The sequence below is a fragment of the Clostridium sp. D43t1_170807_H7 genome (genome assembly GCF_015555905.1).
Classification (GTDB): Bacteria; Bacillota; Clostridia; order Clostridiales; family Clostridiaceae; genus Clostridium.
Window position 1 is genome coordinate 40511 of the sequence record NZ_JADNLK010000001.1, and the last position, 23693, is coordinate 64203.

At 27.2% G+C, this 23693-nt stretch carries 24 protein-coding genes, 1 pseudogene, 1 riboswitch and 1 other annotated feature; of the genes and pseudogenes, 4 read left to right on the forward strand and 21 right to left on the reverse strand.

Going from position 1 to position 23693, the window contains the following annotated elements:
- Position 1: 1 nt before the first annotated feature.
- Positions 2–805, reverse strand: coding sequence for a bifunctional hydroxymethylpyrimidine kinase/phosphomethylpyrimidine kinase (gene thiD / locus I2E98_RS00185; RefSeq protein WP_195466973.1), 804 nt, complete (start codon positions 803–805; stop codon positions 2–4).
- A gap of 177 nt (positions 806–982) precedes the next feature.
- Positions 983–1082, reverse strand: a riboswitch (TPP riboswitch).
- Between the two features lie 161 nt (positions 1083–1243).
- Between thiD and I2E98_RS00190 the strand changes: the two genes are divergently transcribed.
- Positions 1244–1972, forward strand: coding sequence for an HAD-IB family hydrolase (locus I2E98_RS00190; RefSeq protein WP_195466974.1), 729 nt, complete (start codon positions 1244–1246; stop codon positions 1970–1972).
- Between the two features lie 62 nt (positions 1973–2034).
- On the opposite strand, the gene I2E98_RS00195 is transcribed toward I2E98_RS00190, so the two are convergent.
- From I2E98_RS00195 to I2E98_RS00220, 6 genes are all read right to left on the reverse strand, one after another.
- Positions 2035–2529: a zf-HC2 domain-containing protein gene (locus I2E98_RS00195; protein ID WP_195466975.1), complete on the reverse strand. Its 495-nt coding sequence runs from the start codon at positions 2527–2529 to the stop codon at positions 2035–2037.
- A gap of 13 nt (positions 2530–2542) precedes the next feature.
- The gene (locus I2E98_RS00200; protein WP_195466976.1) at positions 2543–3046 is read right to left on the reverse strand and encodes a hypothetical protein; all 504 of its coding nucleotides are present in this window, start codon (positions 3044–3046) and stop codon (positions 2543–2545) included.
- On the reverse strand, positions 3036–3524 hold the full coding sequence (locus I2E98_RS00205) for a sigma-70 family RNA polymerase sigma factor (RefSeq protein ID WP_195466977.1): 489 nt from the start codon (positions 3522–3524) through the stop codon (positions 3036–3038). Before I2E98_RS00205 ends, I2E98_RS00200 begins: the two co-directional genes overlap by 11 nt.
- Before the next feature lie 431 nt (positions 3525–3955).
- Positions 3956–4423, reverse strand: a complete 468-nt coding sequence (locus I2E98_RS00210) for a hypothetical protein (protein WP_195466978.1) — start codon at positions 4421–4423, stop codon at positions 3956–3958.
- 267 nt (positions 4424–4690) lie between these two features.
- Complete coding sequence (locus I2E98_RS00215) at positions 4691–4852, reverse strand: hypothetical protein (RefSeq protein ID WP_195466979.1); 162 nt, start codon at positions 4850–4852, stop codon at positions 4691–4693.
- A gap of 398 nt (positions 4853–5250) precedes the next feature.
- Positions 5251–6216 (reverse strand): DUF2232 domain-containing protein, encoded by a 966-nt coding sequence (locus tag I2E98_RS00220; protein ID WP_195466980.1) that lies wholly within the window; start codon positions 6214–6216, stop codon positions 5251–5253.
- A gap of 358 nt (positions 6217–6574) precedes the next feature.
- On the opposite strand from I2E98_RS00220, the gene I2E98_RS00225 reads away from it, so the two are divergent.
- Positions 6575–7324, forward strand: a complete 750-nt coding sequence (locus I2E98_RS00225) for a 3'-5' exonuclease (RefSeq protein WP_195466981.1) — start codon at positions 6575–6577, stop codon at positions 7322–7324.
- A 44-nt stretch (positions 7325–7368) separates the two neighbouring features.
- The gene (locus I2E98_RS00230; protein WP_195466982.1) at positions 7369–8277 is read left to right on the forward strand and encodes an NERD domain-containing protein; all 909 of its coding nucleotides are present in this window, start codon (positions 7369–7371) and stop codon (positions 8275–8277) included.
- 88 nt (positions 8278–8365) lie between these two features.
- On the opposite strand, the gene I2E98_RS00235 is transcribed toward I2E98_RS00230, so the two are convergent.
- From I2E98_RS00235 to I2E98_RS00245, 3 genes are all read right to left on the reverse strand, one after another.
- Positions 8366–8518: a hypothetical protein gene (locus I2E98_RS00235; RefSeq protein WP_195466983.1), complete on the reverse strand. Its 153-nt coding sequence runs from the start codon at positions 8516–8518 to the stop codon at positions 8366–8368.
- 23 nt (positions 8519–8541) lie between these two features.
- Positions 8542–10314: a M3 family oligoendopeptidase gene (locus tag I2E98_RS00240; protein ID WP_195466984.1), complete on the reverse strand. Its 1773-nt coding sequence runs from the start codon at positions 10312–10314 to the stop codon at positions 8542–8544.
- Between the two features lie 132 nt (positions 10315–10446).
- Complete coding sequence (locus I2E98_RS00245; RefSeq protein ID WP_195466985.1) at positions 10447–11157, reverse strand: hypothetical protein; 711 nt, start codon at positions 11155–11157, stop codon at positions 10447–10449.
- 198 nt (positions 11158–11355) lie between these two features.
- Positions 11356–11609 (forward strand) — a binding site (T-box leader).
- Positions 11610–11653: 44 nt separating this feature from the next.
- Between I2E98_RS00245 and asnA the strand changes: the two genes are divergently transcribed.
- Entirely contained in the window at positions 11654–12679 is a 1026-nt protein-coding gene (gene asnA / locus I2E98_RS00250; protein WP_195466986.1) for an aspartate--ammonia ligase, read from the forward strand.
- Positions 12680–12778: 99 nt separating this feature from the next.
- Here asnA and mnmA read toward each other — a convergent pair whose 3' ends face one another.
- The 11 genes and pseudogenes from mnmA to asrA form a co-directional block, all read right to left on the reverse strand.
- Entirely contained in the window at positions 12779–13867 is a 1089-nt protein-coding gene (gene mnmA / locus I2E98_RS00255) for a tRNA 2-thiouridine(34) synthase MnmA (protein ID WP_195466987.1), read from the reverse strand.
- 17 nt (positions 13868–13884) lie between these two features.
- Positions 13885–14328: a Fe-S cluster assembly scaffold protein NifU gene (gene nifU / locus I2E98_RS00260; RefSeq protein WP_042395324.1), complete on the reverse strand. Its 444-nt coding sequence runs from the start codon at positions 14326–14328 to the stop codon at positions 13885–13887.
- 2 nt (positions 14329–14330) lie between these two features.
- On the reverse strand, positions 14331–15515 hold the full coding sequence (gene nifS, locus I2E98_RS00265; RefSeq protein ID WP_195466988.1) for a cysteine desulfurase NifS: 1185 nt from the start codon (positions 15513–15515) through the stop codon (positions 14331–14333).
- 3 nt (positions 15516–15518) lie between these two features.
- Entirely contained in the window at positions 15519–15968 is a 450-nt protein-coding gene (locus I2E98_RS00270) for an Rrf2 family transcriptional regulator (protein ID WP_195466989.1), read from the reverse strand.
- 173 nt (positions 15969–16141) lie between these two features.
- Positions 16142–16828: pseudogene (locus I2E98_RS00275) on the reverse strand (L-serine ammonia-lyase, iron-sulfur-dependent, subunit alpha); the annotation flags it as partial.
- 40 nt (positions 16829–16868) lie between these two features.
- Complete coding sequence (locus tag I2E98_RS00280) at positions 16869–18134, reverse strand: replication-associated recombination protein A (RefSeq protein ID WP_195466990.1); 1266 nt, start codon at positions 18132–18134, stop codon at positions 16869–16871.
- Positions 18135–18277: 143 nt separating this feature from the next.
- Positions 18278–19252, reverse strand: coding sequence for a CAP domain-containing protein (locus I2E98_RS00285; protein WP_195466991.1), 975 nt, complete (start codon positions 19250–19252; stop codon positions 18278–18280).
- Between the two features lie 275 nt (positions 19253–19527).
- On the reverse strand, positions 19528–20031 hold the full coding sequence (locus I2E98_RS00290) for a hypothetical protein (RefSeq protein WP_195466992.1): 504 nt from the start codon (positions 20029–20031) through the stop codon (positions 19528–19530).
- A gap of 234 nt (positions 20032–20265) precedes the next feature.
- Positions 20266–21237 carry a sulfite reductase subunit C gene (asrC, locus tag I2E98_RS00295; RefSeq protein ID WP_195466993.1) on the reverse strand — a complete coding sequence of 324 codons (972 nt, stop codon included), beginning with the start codon at positions 21235–21237 and terminating at the stop codon, positions 20266–20268.
- Positions 21238–21250: 13 nt separating this feature from the next.
- A complete protein-coding gene (gene asrB, locus I2E98_RS00300; RefSeq protein ID WP_195466994.1) occupies positions 21251–22045 on the reverse strand; it encodes an anaerobic sulfite reductase subunit AsrB in 795 nt (264 codons plus the stop codon).
- Complete coding sequence (asrA, locus tag I2E98_RS00305) at positions 22038–23054, reverse strand: anaerobic sulfite reductase subunit AsrA (protein WP_195466995.1); 1017 nt, start codon at positions 23052–23054, stop codon at positions 22038–22040. The genes asrB and asrA overlap by 8 nt, the downstream gene beginning before the upstream one ends.
- Positions 23055–23693: the final 639 nt, after the last annotated feature.

Below are 23693 nucleotides of genomic sequence, written 5' to 3' on the forward strand. Positions count from 1 at the left end.
CTTATTTTAAATTTTGAAACTTATAAAAATGATTTACTGGACCTACACCTTTTCCAATATCAAAACTTTCTCTTATTGCTTCAGTTATATATTCCTTACTTAACCTCACTGCTTCAACTACGTCATATCCTAAAGCTAAATGTGAGGTTATTGCAGAGGATAAAGTACATCCTGTTCCATGAGTATTTTTTCTATCTAATCTTTCTTGCTTATAAATTTCAAAAGTATCCTTACCTATTAATACATCAACAGCATCCCCTTGAAGATGTCCACCTTTCATCAGTACATATTTAGGACCTAATTCTAATATTTTTTCTCCAACTTCCCTCATATCATCAACAGTATTTATTTTCATACCTACTATCTCCTCAGCCTCAAGAGTATTTGGAGTTATTATATATGCCATAGGTATAAGTTCTTCAATTAAAGTTTTCTTTGCTTCTGGTTTTAGTAATGAATATCCACTTTTAGATATCATAACTGGATCTACTACTAGATACTTAGGATTATATTTTTTTAAAGTATTAACTATTGTATTAATAATCTCTGGACTAGATACCATTCCTATTTTTACTGCTGCAGGCTCTATATCCTCAAATACAACTTCTATTTGCTTTTCAATTATTTCTTTACTTAAATCTTCTACAAGAAATACTCCTTGTGTATTTTGAGCTGTTATTGCAGTTATTACACTCATTCCATAAGTTCCAATTGCACTAAATGTTTTTAAATCAGCTTGTACCCCTGCCCCTCCTGATGAATCTGAACCAGCTATTGTTAATGTTGGTATTTTGTAATTTCTCATTTTTTCTTCTCCTTTGAACTCTTAAATTTAGATATATAAATAAAAAAAGCAGCTATACTCCACTGGAATATAACTGCATAATCACAAATAATATATAATTCTTTTCTACATCCTATTTAATATAAACTATTTATTATATAACAAAATTTTACACTAAAATTTGTAGATTTATTTTAAATATACATTAATAAGCTTTCCTACGCTGGTATTATCCAGATCAGGTACAAGGGTTAATAATAATTTATTTCTCAGCCTTATGGCACCCCTAGCATTTTTATTTAATTATTACATCTTAATTATATTACTTTGTATTTTATTGTCAATATTTTCTAACATTTTTCTTTTATTTCCTTAATTTTGTTTGCACTTTATTAACTTATTTATTATTATATATATTAATATTTGCATATACTAATAAAAAAATAAGGAGGTTTTTTAATGTCAAGAAGAGCTGCATTTTTTGATATAGACGGAACAATATATAGAGAAGGACTTATTACTGAAGTATTTAAAAAAATAATTAAATATGATTTAGTCGATGAAAATAAGTGGTTTAAAGAAGTAAAACCTGCTTATATTAATTGGGATAAAAGACAAGGTGATTATGATACTTATCTTTTAAAAATGGTTGATATTTATACAGAGGCTATTAAAGGCTTAGATAAATATCATATAGACTATATTGCTAAAAAAGTTATTGAACAAAAGGGAGATAGAGTATATACATTCTCTAGAGAAAGAATTAAATGGCATAAAGATAATGGACATATTGTTATTGCTATTTCTGGTTCTCCTATAGAATTAGTTAGAGAAATGTCCTTAAAATATCATATGGATGACTATAGAGGTACAATATATGAATTAGACAAAAATAATACATATAATGGATATATTACTCCTATGTGGGATTCTGTAAGTAAACAAAAAGCCATAAAAGAGTTATGTGAAAAATATGATATAGATTTAAGTAAAAGTTATGCTTACGGAGATACAGGTGGTGATTTCACAATGCTTAAATCAGTAGGTATTCCTTATGCAATGAATCCAACTCGTGAACTTATTTCTAAAATAATGAATGATGAAGAATTAAAAAATAAAGTTAATATTATAGTAGAAAGAAAAGATTCAACTTATAAACTAGATCCTAATTCTATTACTCTACTATAATTAAAAAATAAGAGTTAACCTTTGTTAACTCTTATTTTTTAACTATTCAATTTATCCATTAATTAAAAATATAATATAATTAAATAATATATGCTAATACATGAAATACCTATTGAAATACACTTTATCCATATATTTTTAAATTTCTTGAATAAAGCTATTCCAATTGAAAAACCAAGTATAGGCAATATTAATTTTATAAATATTCCAACAATAATAAATATATAAAGTGCAATGGTAAAAATAGCTTCATCTATATTTTTTTCTGATAAAAATACAGATGCTATAAATGAAATTATCATAATTAAAATACTGATTAATAATATATAAAAAAACTTTTTGTGTATTTTTTTAAAATAATTTATCTTTATATCATCTATAGGTTCTTTAATATTATTTAAACTTATATCCATTTTCATATAAGCTAATTTTTTCTCACATTTACTACATCTATTAATATGTTCCTCTATGCTTTTATTAGTATTAAAAGATGTTATATTAGACAAATAACTCGGCAACAAATCATCAATTATATTACAATCAATTTCCTTATTCATTTTTCCTCCTTATTTAATTAAACAATCTAAAAATTAATAAAATTACTTGTACAATTATTAAAGACATAAAGAATATTATGAATATATTAGGAATTAATATTTTTGTCTTATTAATAATCGTTTTTTTCCACAAAATTGATACAAATAAAGCAAATAATGGCGTCCAATACACTCCAATAGATATTAATATTAATGGAATCATATCTATATCTATTATATTATTTAATTCACGAATAATATTTTCTTTATAATAGCAATACATATTTATCGTACTTAACAAAATTCCAATTCCTATACAAATCATTAATGTTGATTTTACTCTGCATTTTATATTTTTTATTTCATTTTTATAACCCTTATCTTGTAATTTTTGCAAAACATTATTGTATTCATTTAAACATTTATTACATTTACTAAAATGATTATTTATAAATTCGTCTGTTTCCTTAGCTGTAAGATTATCGATATATATTGGAAATAAATCTTTTATCAAACTACACTCCTTATTATCTTCCATCACTAATCCTCCTTACCAATTTTTCTTTTCCTCTAAAAAAGGTTACTCTTGCCCAATTTTCTGACTTATCTAATATTTCTCCTATTTCCTTAAAACTAAGATCTCCAGTTAGTCTTAGGTATACCACCTCTTTAGTTAATCCTTCTAATCCCTGTATAGCCTTATATATATCTTTTTTATTTTCTTTTTTAATAACTAATTCTTCAATAGAAGTAGATACTAAATCCATGTTTTCATCAATGTTTACAATTTTTTTCTTACTATTTTTTTCAAATTCTTGATATAAAATATGTTTCGCAATTTGGCAAAGCCATACTGATAATTTACATTTTTCATTATACCTACTAATACTATTCATTGCTCTCAGAAAGGTTTCTTGTGTTAATTCTTCTGATAAGTATTTATCTTTTGTATATGTATATATAAATCTATAAACAGTTTTTCCATGTATCTCATATATCTCTTTAAATTCCTTCACCCCTTCACCTCCTATAATATATATCTCCTTTTTAATTAATTCGTTACATAAACTTATAAATATATTTTAAAATAAAAGGCTATTTATTAGCTTTTTATTTATTAACTAATAAATAACCTTCTATATCAAAAAAATTCTACGCTTAATCTTTATTCATAAATAATATAAAACTTCCCGATACAAACCCGATAAATATCAACAACATAGGTATTAAGATATTTATATTACTAATCAATGCTAGGCTTATCATTATAATACTTATAATGAGTGATACAGTAATCGTTATTCCAAAAACAATACCTTTTTCATTTTTAATCATATTAATCACATCACCTCTTCATATTTATCTTCTCCAATTGTAATGATTATAATTAACTGTCCTATTATATAAATCATTTCTATTAAAATAGTTTGTACCATTAGTTGTACTGCTAATATTTATTTTTTATAAACTTTTTTATAGAATTTTCTATTTTATATAAATCCGTCTCTTCCCATGTACAATTTTCTTTATATGGAGAATCAAAAATATATGTTCTATTTTTGCATACTATTATTAATTGAAATCCTATTACTTTTAACCATCTACCACCGTAAAAAACTTCTTTATTATAAACTTCAATTATATCATCTTTATTAATCTTATAATCTATTTTTTTATTGTGTATATATATAATTCTATCATTTTCGCTATAATCAGTAATATATTCTATTCTAAATATTCTTGAGTCAATAGCTAATCCTATAGAAAATAAAAAAATAATTAAAATCGCTGTATTAAATTTATAATTTTCTATATTTAAAAACTTTAATATCAATATAGCTATAGTCATTACAAGTAAAAAAGCCATTACCCTCTTAATACGCCAAGTTTTAAAATCTCCAAGTAATATTTTCATTTTAAACCTACCTTATAAAATTTAATCTATATATTTATTTCACAAAACTATCCGCTATTCCTATTAAACATTCTACCTTCTCATTAATAATTACAACTATCTCACCTCTAGGATATAATTCTAATTATTAATCCTAATATAAGTATGCTAAATCCAATAATTAATACTATAAAAGATAATTTAAAATTATTTATTGCCTAGAATATTCGTATTTATTTTTTGTTTCTTCATATTTACCAAATATATTACACCCTATAAAATATATTATTATTTAATTCTACTTCTCATTTCAATAAATAAGTATCCAAGTATAGCTATTGCAAATGTAGCTAATTGAATGTACCATTTTAATTCCAATGCTGTAAAAATTTCATTTAATATTATTGAAATAATAATAACTACTATTACTATTATCGTTTTATTATCCATACTGCTTTCCTCACATCTCTAGCATATAGTCCACTTTCCATCTTGTATTCCATCATATTTATCTAATATACTATAAACAAATCCTCCAACAGAGAAAGTCAAAAACCCCTTTAATATCATTTATAGATTAATTCATATAGATCTAGCTAATATTTTAAACTTTATAATCACATTTAATTTTTGTCATTTTATTAACTATTATGTAAAAATAATACTATACTTTTTTTTTACATTTCAATCATTTTTTGTTTTTTATTTTTATATACTTTATTCTTTTTTAACTTAATAATATTGTTATACTAAATTTAAAACAATTTCTATGACATATTTATTTAACTAAAAAATTAACCTATAAGAATATAATTACTTTATATTCTTATAGGTTAATTTTAATCTTATCATAATTTTTTTATCATTATTTTGTCTAAAATATTAATCTGCATTTCTCTTAAGTTCATAAAATAATTAATTATTAAACTAAATACAACTAATATAATAAAAGTATATTTAAAATTCACTAATAACATATAACATATTGTTATCCAGAATAATTGTAAAAATCCTTTTGATTTATACTTTGATGATAACCCATTCATAACAAAAGAAAATGAATCTTTTAGTATAAAGTATATTACAACTATTCTTATTCCACCTGTTACAATATTAAAATATGCAAAATTAAATTGCATTACTGTACTCTTTAATACTTCATATAATAATAAATATAAAATACCCACAAAATATGTTTTCTTGCTGCAACATATATATGATCCATACTTTTTAAAGTTTTTTATAATAATATATTTTTCATTAGTATATTTATTTAATATATTAAGTTTCTTTCCAATAAATAATGTTCCTATGTATACAACTAATATAGTGCTTATTGGTAATGATGCAACTAATATACTAAATAAAATCTCCATCTGCTTCTCATCTACTGTAGGAAATACTACTTTATAACTATCAAAATCCTTTATAAAACTATATCCAGTTAATTTAGAAAAATAAATATCAATCAACACCATAATAAAACACCCACAAATTGCTGAGTAAAAGAAATCATCAAATATTGTTCCTTTTCTTATTATAAAATATCCACATATTAATCCCATTATTATTCCTTGGCTCATCCAAATAGCAGATGCTATATCTCCTACTGCTAATGTTACAATAAGCAATGAAGTTATAGACGATAATAAAGTATATTTACTTCCTAACCTCATATATGTTAAACAAATAAAAAGTGGAACAATCATATCAAGATATAATGTATATGCTATCCCCGTATAAATTGCCATCATGCTAGTTACAACAAACAAAGCAGATAACATTGCTGCTTCTGTTAATTTTCTTGCGTTCACTTTAATCCACCACACTTATCTTTTTTAAAATAACTCTCTAAAATTTTAAAAAGTTATTTTATTTCTTAAGTTCTTTAATCAATTATACTCTTTTATTTTAAAGTTAAAAGTAAAATTTATTTTAATTTTCTTTTATTAAAGCCTTTTCTTTATAATAATTATTTAATCCTTCAAATGTTGGATTGATACCTAATTTAAAACATTCTTCTACATATGCTTTTAAAACATAAATACTCATTTATTTAACACCTCTTTTTAAGACTTTTTTATTGATTTATGTTTTAATATATGTAATAAGAGTTATGTAAATTACTAAAAATAATAAAATAATAAAAAAAATTTAATTTGTAGGTGAAAAATGAACTATATAATTTTTGATTTAGAATACAATCAACAACATCCTGATGATATTAATCCCTCAGAGCCTAAACCGCCATTATTATTTGAGATAATTCAAATTGGAGCAATAAAAATGTCTAAAGATTTAAACTCAATTTCTGTATTTAATTCTTTAGTTAAACCTAATATACACTTAAAACTTCATCCTTATGTAGAAAACTTGACTAAAATTAACATGGAGGATTTAAATAAATCCTCAAACTTTAAATCTGTTTATACTGACTTTATTAATTTTATTGGAAAAGAAGAAAATATTCTTGTTGTATGGGGTAATTCTGATATAAAAGAGTTAATTAAAAATATAGAATTTTATAATCTTGATTCCTCTAAAATTTCAAATAAATATATAGATATTCAAAGTTATGCTAGTAAACTATTTCAGCTACCTAAAGGACAAAAAATAAGTTTAAAAAATGCTGTTGAAGCTCTTAATATCCCTGTTGAAGGTGACTTCCATGATGCATTTTACGATGCTCACTATACTGCTGAAGTTTTTAAAGCTATTTATACAAAAAAACTGTCTCCAAGTACCTTCATTAAAAACACTGAAAAAAGACCTAAGGTAAAAAAAGAAAAGCTTGATTCTAAAGCCTTAATAAAAGAATTTGAAAAAATCTATAACCGAAAAATGTCTGAAGAAGAAATTAAGATGATTCGATTAGCATATTTTATGGGTAAAACTAAACAATTTATTTTAAAAGATGAATAATTTTCCAAAAAGTAGGTAATCTAATACTAAAGGAGGCTATGTTAATGTTGCTTGTTTTAGTAAATATTATATGGTTAATTATAAAATTAATATTTTATATTATATTTTTCTTAATGAAAACAGTATTTGAAATACTTGCTTTTATTTTTAAAAAACCATATTTAAGATTTCCATTTTTACTTATTAGTATTGGTTGCTTACTTAAAATTAATTTTAATATTCTAGCAACTATATACTTTATTTACTTAATGCACTTATCTGCAATAAAATTTAATATTTATAATAAAATTTATGCTAACTTAAACTATATTTATAATAAAATACGTAATTCTTATAAAGTTTCAAGTTGTTTAAAATCCCTTAAAAATGATGGTATTATATTAAATAACATATATTTAGAAAGTAACCATGATGATTCTTGCTCTATAGATGAGTTAGTAATTACTAATGGTGGTATTTTTGCTATTAAAACATTAAATTATCCTTATAATGATTATACCGAGTTTGATGTACCTAGTGCACTCTCATTAAATAGTATTAAATACAAAGATGATACAATAATAGATCTTAGCTTGATAAATTCTATATCTGAAGAATGTTTAAAGTGCTATAATATTTTGCAAGACATCTTATCTTGCGATATACCAATAACTAATATTATTGCTATCCCACAAGAAAATTGTGTTGTAAAGGACGGCTCTTCAGTAGAAACTCCAATTGTAACAGCTAAAGATTTGCCTTATTATATAAAAAATAAAATAAATAAAAATGTTAACTATTCACCATTATTAATAAAAGAAAGTTTATTAGAAAATAAACTTTGGACTTTTGATATAGTTATTTCAAGACTTCAAAGCTTTCTTAATCATAGTAAAACTATTATATTGTTTTTTACTATATTTCTAGTTATATATTATATCTATATAACTTTTATATCTTATATATTTTTTTAAACTAATTACATTATGAATTATATAAAAAAGTAACTAACTATTTATCATTAAAGATATATAAGTTAGTTACTCTTATTTTATAATTAAACTATCCTAGCATTTCATATTTATCCATATTAGTTTGTTTTACAATTTTATTATAAACCACCTTTATATCATCTGCATTATTATCAAAAGCTAATGCTTCTACTAATGCATCTAAAATAATAATTATTTCCTTCTCATCTAACTTTATATCCATAAATTTTCCTCCATACCTTAATATTATTTACTAAGTTCAATAAATTTCTCTATATCTTCTTCTATAGTTTTTAATGAGTTTCTCCAGAATTCTTTGTTATGAATATCTATACCAACCTCTTTTGTTATATCTGCAATTTTATTTTTTCCTGTAATTGATAAAAGTCTTTCATATTCACTTGTAAAACTTTCACCCTTCTTTAAATATTCAGCATATAATCCCTTTGCAAATAATAAACCAAATGCATAAGGGAAATTATAATAATTATAATCTGCATCATAATAATGTGGCTTCCATGCCCACATATAAGGATGTAGGTATTCTGGATCTAACCCATCACCATAAGCCTCTCTTTGCGCTTTTAACATTAATTCTTTAATTTGCTCTACTGTTAATGCACTTTCTTTTCTTGCTTCAAAGACTGACTTTTCGAATAAAAATCTTGAATAAATATCTACTATTACTTGTGTGCAGTCACATATCTCAGCTTCTAATATAGCTAGTGCTTCTTCCTTATCTGCTTCCTTAATTGCTGCTTTTTTTATTATAGTTTCACAGAATGTAGATGCTGTCTCTGCAATAGGCATAGGATAATCTGAATTTAGTATTGCTTCATTTTTTAAGCATTCCCCATGAAATCCATGACCAAGTTCATGTGCCATAGTAACCACATCACCAAAGCTACCACCATAATTTAATAAAACTCTACTTTCTCCTATAAAATGAAGTCCAGCACAAAATGCTCCTCCAACTTTCCCTTCTCTAGGTTCTACGTCTATCCAATTATTATCTATAGCCTTTTGAGCAAAGTCTCCTAAATTATCACTAAATGTTCTAAAGTTTTTAACTACAAATTTTGCTCCTTCTTCATATGTAAATTTCATATCAGTATTTGATATTGGAGCATATAAGTCATAAAAAGGCAATCCATTTTTATGTCCTAACATTTCTGCTTTTCTTCTTAGATACTTTCTAAAAACAGGTAGGCTTTCTTTCATAGCATCTAACATTGCATTTAATGACTCTTCATCCATTCTTGAATCTATTAAAGTTTTTTCTAAAGGTGAGTTATATCCTCTAAAATCACAAACTGTTAATACCTCACCCTTTATTCCATTAAGAGCCGCTGCAACCCCTTCTTCAACCTTCTTATAAGATGCTATTTCCGCCTCATAAGCTCTCTTTCTTACTTCTTCTGATTTATCTTCTGCCATATTTAATACTACTGTTAATGGATACTCTTTTACTTCATCATTTTCTTTAATTTCAACCATCAATGATGATATTAAATTATCCTTAAGCTTACTCCATGCATTAGAGCCTGTATTTTTCATATTTGCAATAATACTTTCTTCTTTATCACTTAATAAATACTTACTTTGTTCTACAATACTCTTTAATACATATTCATGAGCCTTAAGTAATTCTGATTTTTCAATTATACAATCAATATTCTCAATATTACTTATATATCTTTCTACCTTAGTTGAAGCTTCCACTATATGCGTTAACTTTTTTTCAAATATATCAGAATATCTTAATGCTTCTGCATCCTTTGTATTAACACTAATACTTAATTGTATAAATGAACCTATCTTACTAATTAATTCAGTCAATTTTGAATATTTTTTTATATAATCCTCTAACTTTATTAATATATCATTATTATCTTTTACAATCTCATTAGCCCATTCATTAACTTCGTTAATTTTGCTTGTAAGCCTATCCATATCAATTTTAAATTCTTGACTTTCAAATGATGGATATAACTCTTTTAGGCTCCAATTTAAACTCATTTCTAATCCTCCTCTTATTTTTACAAATTCTTATTATAATTATATACTGTTAATGAAAATAATTCCAACTAACATATAAAAAAAGTAAAATAAATTACAAAATTCACAATTTATTTTACTTTTATTAAATTTCTATTTTCTAACTTTAACCTGAAGTTTTTCTATCCAGCCTTTATTATACTTTAATGAAATATAACCTATTATACTCATAATTAATGCTCCAACTGCATCTACAAATAAATCTACCATAGTATCTGTTAAAGCAGCTCTTCCTATTAATTGTGTCCCATTTTCTAAAGCAAATTTTTGCATGTTAAGGCCTAGTAAACCATCAAAAGTAAATTCATAGAATTCCCAAACTACTCCTAAAGCTACTGCAAAACAAAATGAAAATAAAGCTACAAATAAAGGACTTAAATTCATAGGAACCTCTTCAGTTTTATTTAATAAAGTTACAATTGAAAAACCTAATGCTCCTATCATTGCTCCGCTAAATGTGTGTAAGATATTATCCCAATTTGAAAAATTATAATAAAAACTCTTTACTTCTCCTAAATATATTGCAGAATATAAGAATATAGTATATAAAATTAACATATTTGATGGTATTTCAATTTTCAACTTATGCTCCAACATCCCTGGTAATAACAATGCAATTACCCCTAAAATACATTGCGATAGCATTAAGGCATAATCACTTTTTATACGAATAAATGGCTCATTAGCATTTGTAGTTGTTGGTGCCTTGTTAATTGCAAAGACTAAAAATATAATTGTATAAACTAATGTTATTAACACAAAATAACTTAAAATTTTCTGCCAATTAATTTTACTTTTCTTCATATAATCTCTCTCCTTCATTTAAAATTTATAAATATTAATTTGTATTAGTTCAAATTATAATTCTATAATAAATATGACTAAAAGTAAAATATTATGTGAAATTTATCTGTATTTTGTATATATTTATTTATTTTTTTATTATATATATATTTACATCTAGAATATTTTATTATATTATTATTAATAACATAAGATACTTAATAAGCATTGATGGAAAGAGTAATTTTAATGATATCTTTAAGCGAGTAAGGGATGGTGTAAGCCTTATAAGATTAGTTTTAATGAAAAACCTTCCTGAGCTTCTAACCGAACAAGTGATAACACTTCAGTAGACTTAGACGGGACCCTACCGTTAAAATGGGACAGTCTTAAATTTATATTTAAATTTAGCACTGATAAAGAGGCTTTATGCAAATTAGGTGGTACCGCGGAATTTACCTTTCGTCCTATATTTTAGGATGAAAGGTTTTTTTATATTATTTAGGGGGTTATTTTTATGACAAAAAAATTAAAATCTAAAGTTTTCATACCTGAAAACTACAAATCTAACTTATCTTTAATAGAAACAGAAATAGCAATAAAAAAAGTTAAAGACTTCTTTGAAGCTAAGCTTGCTGAAACTTTAAACCTAACAAGAGTTTCTGCTCCATTATTTCTTGAAAATGGTTCAGGTTTAAATGATAATTTAAATGGAGTAGAAAGACCAGTAAGCTTTGATATGTTAGCAATTGAAGATAGTAATATAGAAATTGTTCATTCATTAGCAAAATGGAAAAGATTCGCGCTTCATAGATATAAATTTGAGGCTGGCTCTGGTTTATATACAGATATGAATGCAATTAGAAGAGATGAAGAGTTAGATAATCTTCACTCTATTTATGTTGACCAATGGGATTGGGAAAAGGTAATTACTAAAGAAGATAGAAATATAGATACTTTAAAGGATACAGTTAGAAAAATATTTTCTGTATTTAAAGTAACAGAAGATTTTGTTGCTAACGAATATCCATCTATTGAAAAGATTCTACCTGAGGATATTACTTTTATTACTTCACAAGAATTAGAAGATATGTATCCTGAGCTTACATCTAAAGAAAGAGAAAATGCTATTACTAAAGAACATAAAGCTGTATTTATACTTGGTATTGGAGACACTTTAAAATCTGGTGAAAAACATGATGGAAGAAGTCCTGACTATGATGACTGGAAACTTAACGGAGATATTTTATTCTACGATCCATTATTTGATTCAGCTATAGAACTTTCTTCTATGGGAATTAGAGTTGATAAAGCTGCATTAGAATATCAATTACAAAAATCAGGATGTGAAAACAGACGTAATCTTCCATTCCATAAAGCATTATTAGAAGAAAAACTTCCTTTAACTATGGGTGGTGGAATTGGTCAATCAAGAATTTGCATGTTCTTTTTAAGAAAAGCCCATATAGGTGAAGTACAAGCTTCTATTTGGGATGAATATACTCATAAACAATGCGAAGCAGCAAATATTGAGCTATTATAAAATCAATACAATAACTGGCTTAACAAGACTTTAGAATAATATTATAACTTAATTGAAAATCAAAAAAATCATAGCTATTTCTAGCTATGATTTTTTTACTTATATTATACCGGCAATAATTCCTCCACCAACAACTTTGTTTCCTTGATAGAAAACAACAGATTGGCCTTTTGTTATTGCCCTTTGTTTTTCTTTAAAACTAACTTTAACTTTTCCATCTCTTAAAGGTGAAATAACTGCCTCTGCTGGTCTTCCTGAATATCTAACCTTTGCTTCAACTGTTATTGGTTCTTCAAGCTTATCAAATGGAATAAAGTTAACATCCTTAGCAACTAAATCAGTCTTAAAGATATCCTCTTCTGGACCTAATACAACTTCATTAGTTCTAGGATTTATATCAGTTACGAATACAGGTCTTCCAAGAGCTATTCCTAACCCTTTTCTTTGACCTATAGTATAGTAAACTATTCCTTTATGTTGCCCTAATACATTTCCGTTTTTATCAACAAAATTTCCTGGAACAACTTCTAATGGTCTAGCTTCACTTATGTATCTACCATGATTATTATCTGGTATAAAGCAAATTTCTTCACTATCTTTTTTATTATATACTGATAATCCAATTTCCTTAGCAATTTCTCTTATTCTATCCTTAGTGTATTCTCCACAAGGCATAAGAGTATGTGCCAATTGCTCTTGAGTAAAGTTATATAATGCATATGTTTGGTCTTTTCTATCATCATCTGAACGAATTAATAGATATCTTCCATTTTCATCTTGTTCAATTTTAGCATAGTGACCTGTTGCAACATAATCAGCACCTATTCCTTGAGCTTTTCTTAATAACTCATCAAACTTTAAATGCTTATTACATGCTATACATGGGTTTGGTGTTTTTCCATCTATATATTCTTGAACAAAATAATCAATAACTTTTTCTTTAAAGCTATCTCTAAAGTTCATTACATAAAAAGGAATACCAATTTTATTAGCAACTCTTCTTGCATCATCTACAGCTGAAAGTGAACAACATCCACCTTCTCTTTCTGTATAATCTTTATCTTCTTGCCATATTTGCATTGTAACACCAATAACATCATAGCCTTGCTCTTTCAAAAGGTAAGCAGCAACGGAGCTATCAACTCCGCCACTCATACCTATAACTACTTTTTTCTTCTTTTCCATCAAATCACACCTTAAGTTTTTTATTCGTGTCCGTGTACTGCATCATGTAATTCATCATGATCTGTTTCTTCGAATTCCCATCCTTCAGTGCTTAATCCAGCATTTTTTCTGTAGTCATTGATTGCTTTGTGTATAGCTTCTTCAGCTAATACTGAGCAGTGCATTTTTACTGGTGGAAGTCCATCTAAAGCTTCAGCAACAGCTTTATTTGATAATTCCCAAGCTTCTTCTAAAGTTTTTCCTTTAATCATTTCTGTAGCCATTGAAGATGAAGCTATAGCTGATCCACATCCAAAAGTTTGGAATTTAACATCTTTAATAATGTTATCCTCTACTTTTAAATAAACTCTCATTATATCTCCGCACTTAGCATTTCCAACTTCTCCAATACCGTTTGCGTCTTCAATTTCTCCTACATTTCTTGGATTTCTAAAATGGTCCATAACTTTATCTGTATATATCATAATTATTTTTCTCCCTTCTTAACAAAATCACTCCATAATGGTGACATATTTCTTATTCTTTGTATAATTCCAGGTAATACCTCTAAAACATAATCAACATCTTCTTCGCTTGATCCATCACCTAATGTTAATCTTAATGATCCATGAGCTAATTCATGTGGTAAACCTATTGCTAAAAGCACATGTGATGGGTCTAATGATCCTGACGTACATGCACTTCCACTTGATGCACATATTCCTTCGAAATCTAATGATAATAAAATTGATTCACCTTCTATATAAGTAAATCTTACATTTACATTACCAGGTAATCTCTTATCCCCTCTTGGTCCATTTAAATATGAGTATGGAACTTTTTCTAATATTCCATCTATAAGCTTATCTCTAAGAGCTGAAATTCTTTCCATATGAGCTTCTAAGTCTTTTGTAGCTAACTCTATTGCTTTACCTAATCCAACAACTGATGCAATATTTTCTGTTCCTGCTCTTCTAGCTCTTTCTTGACCACCACCGTGGATTAAGTTGTCTATTCTTACACCTTTTCTTATGTATAAAGCACCTATTCCCTTAGGTCCATATATTTTGTGACCTGCTAAAGATAAAAGGTCAATATTCATTTCTTTTACATCTACTGGAACATTTCCTACTGCTTGAACTGCATCTGTATGGAATAGAACCTTTCTTTCTCTACAAATTGCACCTATTTCTTTTACCGGTTGAATAGTTCCTATTTCATTATTTGCAAACATAATTGATACTAAAATAGTCTTATCTGTTATTGCATTTTTTAATTCTTCTAAATCAATAAAACCTTCTTCATTAACATCTAAGTAAGTTACTTCAAATCCATTCTTCTCTAGGTATTCACAAGTATGAAGAACTGCATGGTGTTCTATTTTAGTAGTTATTATATGATTTCCCTTTTTTCTATGTGCTGATGCAATACCTTTTATTGCCCAGTTATCTGACTCAGATCCACCCCCTGTGAAGTAAACCTCATTCATATCACAATTTAAAGCTTTAGCAACTTGCCCTCTTGCCTTATCTATTGCCATTTTAGTTTCTCTTGATATTCCATAAAAAGATGATGGATTACCAAACTTTTCTGTAAAATATGGTAGCATTTCATTTAAAACTTCTGGCTTTACATAAGTAGTAGCCGCATAATCCATATATACTGTCTTCATATATTATTCACTCCTCTGTAATGTTAACGCTTCGTTTTTTTCTTTAATTTTATTGTAGTCATCTACTATATCTTGTAACGTTATGCCTTCCATAACCTCATCTATACTATTTTTTATCTTTGTCCATAAAAGTCTAGTTGCACAACAATCTATATTATTACAAGCAACCCCTTCAATACAATCAGCAATCTCTATAGGACCTTCAAGTACATACATTATATCTGAAACCTTAATATCCTTTGGTTCTCTACCTAATATATATCCACCTTGAGCTCCTCTTATACTATTTATAAGCTTTGCTTTCCTAAGTGGAGAAAATAACTGTTCTAAATAATATTCAGATATTCCTTGCCTTTGTGAAATAGTTTTTATTGATAGAGGAGAATCTCCATAATGTATTGCTAATTCAACCATGGCTTTTACTCCATATCTTCCTTTAGTTGATAATTTCATTTTCTCACCCCTTATTCAGACTTTTTTGCTCTGCTTTATATTTATATCATACTAACTTACTCTGTTTTTGTCAACTATCATTTAATGTACTTCTAATTTATTTAAAAAAAATTTTTTATGTCAACTTATTAATTAATATTTATTAATATAAAGTAGATTTTTAATAATATAAGTTATTCTTCAAGCATTATATCTAATATTTCCTTATCAGTCTCCCTCATTCCCTCTTTTCCTAATCTACCAACTGCTGTTATTGTTTCTTCAATATTTTCCTTTAAAATACCTGTTTTGGGACTATAACATTGTCCTTCCATAGCAAGATAATGGCCTATCATACTTGCATCAACACTTGTAGCAATCTTAGCTGCACATGATGCTTTTGCGCCATCACATACTATTCCTGAAATATTAGCTAAAGTATTTGCAACAGTTTTATTAATTTGCTCTAATGTTCCACCCTCTAAATATGTAATTGCCGCTCCACTAGCACATCCTGCACTTACAGCTCCACAAAAGGCTGAAAGTCTCCCTATTCCAGTTTTTTGATGTATTGTCATAAGATTAGAGAATATTAACCCTCTATATAATTGTTCCTCTGATAAGCCTTTTTCCCTTGCATATATTATTACAGGAATTGACGTTGCCATCCCCTGATTTCCACTTCCTGAATTAGTCATAACAGGCAATGAACTTCCACTCATTCTAGCTTCTGAAGCTGATGCTGCATAAACTTTAAGTTTAGTAACAATAGAATTGGGATAACATTTCATAAGCATCTTTCCTATACCTACTCCATATTCTACTTTTAAGCCCTCCTCTGCTATTGTTATGTTATATTCAATTTGCTTATCTAATAGTTCCTTTACATCATTTGTTCCCCCATGTTATTAAATTATTTTTCTACTTCTTAACTCTATCCCAATAATCTTTTGTGGCCTTTTCAAACTTATTGTCCCCATATTCATAATAGGTTCTATGTTTTATATTATCAGGCAAATATTGTTGTTGTATATAATGATTAGGATAATTGTGTGGATACTTATATTCAACCCCTCTTCCCATTTTACAGGCACCACTATAATGTGCATCTTTTAAATGATTAGGAATATCACCTATAGTCATATTTTCTAAATCCTTCAATGCAGAATCTATTGCTAAATATGCCGAATTTGACTTTGGACTTGTTGCTAAAAGTATTGTAGCCTCTGCAAGTGGAATTCTAGCTTCTGGAAATCCTAATTCTCTAGCAGAATCTACTAATGATTTAACTATTAAACTTGCTTGTGGATATGCTAATCCAATATCTTCTGCCGCAATTACTTGAAGTCTTCTACAAATAGATATTAAATCACCAGCTTTAACAAGTCTAGCCAAATAATGAATTGCAGCGTCTGCATCACTACCACGAATTGATTTCTGAAATGCGCTAAGTATATCATAATGTGCGTCACCATCATTATCGTAAGAAATTACCTTACTTTGAGTTGAATCCTTAACAACACTTAAATCAATTACTACAAATTTATCACTATTAGGTTTAGTTGAATTTAATGCAATTTCTAACCCATTAATAGCCTTTCTCACATCTCCATTACAGTAAGAAGCTAAATAATCTATAGCTTCTTCCTTAACATCTAGTTTTATTTCACTATAATCTTTACTTTTTATATCAATGGCTCTTAATATAGCCTTCTTTATATCTTCCTCTCCTACAGGCTTAAATTCAAATATGGTAGATCTAGATAATAAAGCTTTAAATATATAAAAATAAGGATTTTCTGTAGTTGATGCAATTAATGTTATTCTACCATCTTCTATATATTCTAAAAGTGATTGTTGTTGCTTTTTATTAAAGTTCTGAATCTCATCTAAATAAAGAACTACACCATTAACACCTAAAAAAGTATCTAACTCTTTTGTTATCTCTTGAATATCTTTTAATGAAGCATTAGTTGCATTAAGCTTGTAAAACCTTTTTCCAGCCTTTTCAGCAATAATATTTGCTACTGTAGTTTTTCCTACACCTGGCGGTCCATAAAATATCATATTTGAAATTCTACCACTCTTTACTATTCTATCTAAAATCTTATTTTTTCCTAATATATGTTGTTGACCACATACTTCACTTAATTGTGTAGGCCTAATTAAATCTGCTAATGGTTTCATTTTTTCACCTCAAAGTCTTTTAATATTTAAAGTATAACATAACATAAGAAAAGTTATAGACTTATTTATAATAAAAAAGGGTTGTCCACTTTTTATTGTGAACAAACCCTTTGTTACATTATCTTATATTACTATTTATATTACTATTTGTAAAACTCTTGAGTAGCATATACTTTATTTCCTATTTTATACACTCCAACTCCTATGCTTGAGAAGTTAGTAGATAAAATATTTGCTCTATGACCTGATGAATTCATCCAGTTAGTCATAAATTGTTCTGCAAGGGCATCTGCACTTACATTACCACCAATATAAGCTATATTTTCTCCCCATGCATTGTAAGATACTCCATCCTTTTTCATTTGAGTTGTTATAAGATTTCCATTTAAATCTTCATGACTAAAGTAATTATTATCTCCCATATCTTGAGATTTAATTCTAGCATACTTTTGCATTACAGTATTATATGTTAACGCTGGAACTCCTGCCTTAGCTCTTTCTTCATTTACCTTATTATATATAGCTGTTTCTACAGCTGCCATAAAGTTCGTATCTGCACTAGTTACGTTATCCTCTGTTGAATTATCCGCTGTCTCATCAACTACTGGTGTATCTGGAGTACTTGGTGTCTCCTCTGGAACGCTTGGCGTTTCATTTACTGTTGGTGTATCTGGTGTGCTAGGAGTTTCTGTATCTACTGTTGGTGGAACAACTGTATCTCCTGGCGTTTCATCTACACTTGGATTATTAGGAACATTTGGTGTTTCTGTATCTACTGTTGGTGGAACAACATTATTATTATTATTATTATTATTGTTGTTGTTATTATTACTGTTATTTCCGTTATGATTAGGCTTGTCCACTGTTCCTCCAATAATTATTGTTCCACCTGAACAATTACCCCACCATATTTTTTTAAAAGTTAAACCTTGAAGTAAACTTCCTGACGTACTACACCCATTTGATTTATTTAAATTTGTTTCTGAACTATTCTCCACCTTAATTATATTAGTATTTGTTTTTTCTTGTGAATTCTTCTTAGTAGCTGCAAAAGCTGGTGTAACAGCTCCCCCTACTACAGTTAATGTAACTATACTAGCAATTAGTTTATTTTTCATCTGTACCACTCCTTTTTATTTTTTCGAGCAATTTAATGTTACTCAATATCTTATTAGTTCAAAGTACTTTTTACTTTCACTAACGCTGCCAGTTACAGTTATACCATAGCTTGTCTATTTTTATTATAGTAGGTTACCTCCTTATATACCTTATCTTTTATTGTTAAGATTTTATTTCCTTTTTCACCACTAATATTACAATGAAATTTCCGCATATTTTCTTACTTTATAGCACCTTAGAAATATACCCCATGTAATATATTTCTAAATATTTTTTAGTCATTTTTTATAAAATTTTTGTTTTCATTTTGTGCACTTTCCAAACTATCATATTCCTTCACACTTTCAATGTAAAATTCTCCTTCTTTTTTGGTCAATACAACTTCTACTGGCACATCATTTCCCTCTGCTGTATCATACCCTTCTTCTACCCCATCACTTTGTAATGTTGTTGCTTGAGCCTCCATATTTATTAATAAACATAAATTGTATTTATCATCCTCTTTAGTGACTCCTATAACTTCACTTTCATATTTATTTAATACTACATTCCCTATATAATAACTATAAAATATTACATAATTAGACTCATTAAAAGTTTGACTATCTATATAATCACTAACCTCCTCATCATAATCACCATCATATGATAGTACCTTATCAACAACCTCTTTCATTTTATTTATCTCATTTTGTGATATATTACTACTACACATAACCATCGTTAAGTTAAACATAATCATTGCTACTACCATTATATTTGAAACAATTTTTCTCATCTTTTTTTCCTACCTTTCATTTATTAATTTCTATATTATTCTTATGTAACGTTATTTAGTTATATGAATCTTATATAATGAAATTTAAGTGAAGCTCTAAATTTTAATTTAGTTAACTGAACTTACTCCTCTGAGTGATAGTGAAGAGTGCGTTTCCTTTTAAATAGAATTCAATTATAATGATATAAAAAAAGCAGTAATGTATCACTTCGATACATTACTGCTTTTTGTTAATTAAGTGTTTGGATACTTAATTCCACTCCAGTATATATTATTCTTTAATATAGCCTTATCTGAAAGAGTAACTCCGTCTAATGCCCACTTTTTGAACTCTTCAAACCCTGTTCTATCTACTATATAACCAATGTGTTCCTTACCACCTGGTGCATTTTTATCTATATATTCAGTAACATACTTGTATGTATTTTGAATTACTTTAATTATGCTATCTTCATCTACCCAAATTATAAAATCTTCTGCTAATCTTGGATTTTTCTTACCTGTTCTACCCATTATAGCTAATCTATAATATTTCTCTTTACTTCTAGTCCATGCTCCTGTTGGGCAGTTAATTACACATTCACCACATCCAATACATTTGCTATGGTCTCTTACTGGTGTGTAATTCTCAAAATCTAATGCCGCTGTAGACTTTTTAGTACATGCTCTAACACAAGCTCCACAAGATATACACTTATTTTGATCTAATTGTGGTTCAGTCATACCAATAATACCAAAGTCATGCATTCTAACCTTCATACAGTCATTAGGACATCCTGTTAATGCAACTTTGAAATGTAAGTCATGTGGGAATATTGCTTTTTCTATTTTCTTTGCAAAATTAGTTGTATTATAGTTTGCAAATGGACAAACGTTATTTCCTATACATGCAGATATATTTCTTGTACCAGCAGAAGTATATCCTTTATCTGGAATCTCTTGATTAATTTCTAATCCTTCAATAATTGGTTGAAGTAATTCATTAACCTTATCCATGTTTTTCATATCTATTCCTGGAACTTCAAAACCTTGTCTAGTTGTTAAATGAACTGTTCCATTACCATACTTTTCAGCAATTTCTTGAATAAGCCCTAAGTATTTAGCATTTAAATGTCCACCTGGAACTCTTATTCTTGAAGCTGTAATACCTCTATGCTTTGTAACTCTAAAAGCATTCTTTTTAAGCTTTTTAGTATTGATATCCATTAATTACTTCCTCCTAATCAATTAAAGATTTTCCTACTGTATAATTAAATACTGGCCCGTCTAAACAAATATAAGTATCATCTATCTTACAGTGTCCACACTTACCTATTCCACAGCACATTTTTCTTTCTTGAGAAATCCAGATATTTTCTTCCTTGATTCCAAGCTTTAAGAATTCTAAAACTGTAAACTTCATCATCATTGGAGGACCAACTACTACTACTTGTACATTATCCATATCTTTGATTTCTAATTCAGGAATGTATTTAGTAACTAATCCAACATTACCTTGATAACCTTCTTTTGCAGTATCAACTGTTAAGATAAGGTTCATAGTCTTTTCCCAAACCTTCATATCTTCTTTAAATAAAACATCTTCTGGTGATTTGAATCCTGTAATAAGAGTCATACTCTTGCAGTCATCACTATTATTTGAGAAGTATTCTACTATTCCTCTTACTGGTGAAAGGCCTGTCCCTCCAGCAACAACTATTACTTCTTTACCTTTATAATTTTCTATATCAAATCCATTTCCATAAGGACCTCTTAAGAATAATTTATCTCCAACGTAGTTCTTAAATATTTCGTTAGTAACTTTACCAACTCTTCTTATTGTTAAATCAACAAATCCTTCACCAATTCCACTTACTGATATTGGTGCTTCTCCATACTTAGGTAATGATACTTCAAAGAATTGACCTGGTTTAACATCACCTTTGAAAGCCATTCTAAAAGTATACTCAATTGGAGTATGTTCAATTACTTCTAAAATTTCTGATCTAAATGGTATGTATTCATTCTTAGTCATTATTCTTCACCTCGTTCATAGCACCTTCAAGTTTATTTATTATAGTTGAGAAACTAATATATTCTGGACAGATATCATCACATCTACCACATCCAACGCACATGTGATAACCCCATTTTTTCTTATAGTCATAAACTTTATGAAGAGTCTTAAATCTCATCTTTTGTCCTTTTTCTTTTCTAAAGCTATGACCACCAGCCATATCTGTATATCCATCTACGTGACAAGAAGCCCAAACTCTTCTTCTTTCACCAGCATTTTTGTTATCCTTATATGTTATATCTTGCATAGTGAAGCATGTACATGTTGGACAAACAAAATTACATCTACCACAAGTTATACATCTTTCATTGTATTCATTCCACATTGTAGATTTCATCACTTCTAAACCTAAGTTTTCTGGAATATTAACCTTAACTGGATTTTCTGTAACGAAATCTGGTGTAACTTCCTTTTCTTCCTTTTCTATAGAAGCTATTATATTAGCAATTTCTTCATCTTTAATATCTAAATATACATCTTGTCCATCTACTTTAATGTATGCATTATATTCGTCAGTTTTATTAGATCCCATACTTACGCAGAAACAATTTTCGAAACTTTTTTCACAGCCAATTAAAACGAATTTTGCTCTTTCTCTCATTTTTTTATAGTATATATCTTCGAATCCATTTCTTAAATAAATATCATCAATTCTTTTTATTGAGTGAATTTCGCAACTTCTTAAGAATATTAAAGCTGGTCTTTCATCAACTTCAGCTTCTTTACATTCATCATCTGTAAAGAAAAATAAAGTTTGTCTTGTTGGTAAAATAGTTTCTTTATATGAATAACTTGATTTGCTATCAAATTCTATTTCTTCAATAGTTGAAATTTCCCCATATCTAACTCTGTCTGTGTCAGAAAAAGTACCTGCTCCTTCAAATACTTTAGGTGCATATATTCTATACTTTTTTGAAAGCTCTTTTAATGCTAAATTTACATTTTCTACACTAAGTTTATATCCCATTATCAAACACCTCTTAAGCTTATTTATTGGTTGTCAATTATTATCTCCATATAAACATTTGTTATATTATTAACAATTACCTTTTAGATTTTATATCTTTTGTCGAAAAAAAACCGTGATGATAATCACAGTTTTATTCATATTGTTACTAAAAACTATTGGAATTATTTTCATTTTTTATATTATGTGTTTCTTCATTCTATTATTATATACTAAATAGATTAGTTAATATCTTATTAATAAATCAACTTCACTTAACAATTACAAGTATATTTATATCATAAAATTAGATATAAATTAATAGTAGATTGCTTCTTTACATTGATAATTTATCTATAATAACAATATATTGTTTTATTTTTATGATATCTCAATAAATTTAAACCTAAGCTTATACATATATTCCATAAAAAATTTATATTACATTTTTATATTTTCATAAAAACAAACTATAAATTATTTTTTCTATCTACTATCTTTATTTTAAAACACTATTCTACTTTTGATATTATTCTTAATTATACACTCTAATCATCCTAATCACTCATATATTTCTAAATACTTATATATAAAAAATAAGAAATACTATGATTATAATCACAGTATTTCTTATATATCCTTAAAAAACTTAGCTAATTC

Bases quoted from the DNA above. Each gene is read 5' to 3' on its own strand.
- thiD (WP_195466973.1), bottom strand. From the start codon at position 805: ATGAGAAATTACAAAATACCAACATTAACAATAGCTGGTTCAGATTCA.
- I2E98_RS00190 (WP_195466974.1), top strand. From the start codon at position 1,244: ATGTCAAGAAGAGCTGCATTTTTTGATATAGACGGAACAATATATAGA.
- I2E98_RS00195 (WP_195466975.1), bottom strand. From the start codon at position 2,529: ATGAATAAGGAAATTGATTGTAATATAATTGATGATTTGTTGCCGAGT.
- I2E98_RS00200 (WP_195466976.1), bottom strand. From the start codon at position 3,046: ATGGAAGATAATAAGGAGTGTAGTTTGATAAAAGATTTATTTCCAATA.
- I2E98_RS00210 (WP_195466978.1), bottom strand. From the start codon at position 4,423: ATGAAAATATTACTTGGAGATTTTAAAACTTGGCGTATTAAGAGGGTA.
- I2E98_RS00215 (WP_195466979.1), bottom strand. From the start codon at position 4,852: ATGGATAATAAAACGATAATAGTAATAGTAGTTATTATTATTTCAATA.
- I2E98_RS00225 (WP_195466981.1), top strand. From the start codon at position 6,575: ATGAACTATATAATTTTTGATTTAGAATACAATCAACAACATCCTGAT.
- I2E98_RS00230 (WP_195466982.1), top strand. From the start codon at position 7,369: ATGTTGCTTGTTTTAGTAAATATTATATGGTTAATTATAAAATTAATA.
- I2E98_RS00235 (WP_195466983.1), bottom strand. From the start codon at position 8,518: ATGGATATAAAGTTAGATGAGAAGGAAATAATTATTATTTTAGATGCA.
- I2E98_RS00240 (WP_195466984.1), bottom strand. From the start codon at position 10,314: ATGAGTTTAAATTGGAGCCTAAAAGAGTTATATCCATCATTTGAAAGT.
- I2E98_RS00245 (WP_195466985.1), bottom strand. From the start codon at position 11,157: ATGAAGAAAAGTAAAATTAATTGGCAGAAAATTTTAAGTTATTTTGTG.
- asnA (WP_195466986.1), top strand. From the start codon at position 11,654: ATGACAAAAAAATTAAAATCTAAAGTTTTCATACCTGAAAACTACAAA.
- nifU (WP_042395324.1), bottom strand. From the start codon at position 14,328: ATGATATATACAGATAAAGTTATGGACCATTTTAGAAATCCAAGAAAT.
- nifS (WP_195466988.1), bottom strand. From the start codon at position 15,515: ATGAAGACAGTATATATGGATTATGCGGCTACTACTTATGTAAAGCCA.
- I2E98_RS00270 (WP_195466989.1), bottom strand. From the start codon at position 15,968: ATGAAATTATCAACTAAAGGAAGATATGGAGTAAAAGCCATGGTTGAA.
- I2E98_RS00280 (WP_195466990.1), bottom strand. From the start codon at position 18,134: ATGAAACCATTAGCAGATTTAATTAGGCCTACACAATTAAGTGAAGTA.
- I2E98_RS00285 (WP_195466991.1), bottom strand. From the start codon at position 19,252: ATGAAAAATAAACTAATTGCTAGTATAGTTACATTAACTGTAGTAGGG.
- I2E98_RS00290 (WP_195466992.1), bottom strand. From the start codon at position 20,031: ATGAGAAAAATTGTTTCAAATATAATGGTAGTAGCAATGATTATGTTT.
- asrC (WP_195466993.1), bottom strand. From the start codon at position 21,237: ATGGATATCAATACTAAAAAGCTTAAAAAGAATGCTTTTAGAGTTACA.
- asrB (WP_195466994.1), bottom strand. From the start codon at position 22,045: ATGACTAAGAATGAATACATACCATTTAGATCAGAAATTTTAGAAGTA.
- asrA (WP_195466995.1), bottom strand. From the start codon at position 23,054: ATGGGATATAAACTTAGTGTAGAAAATGTAAATTTAGCATTAAAAGAG.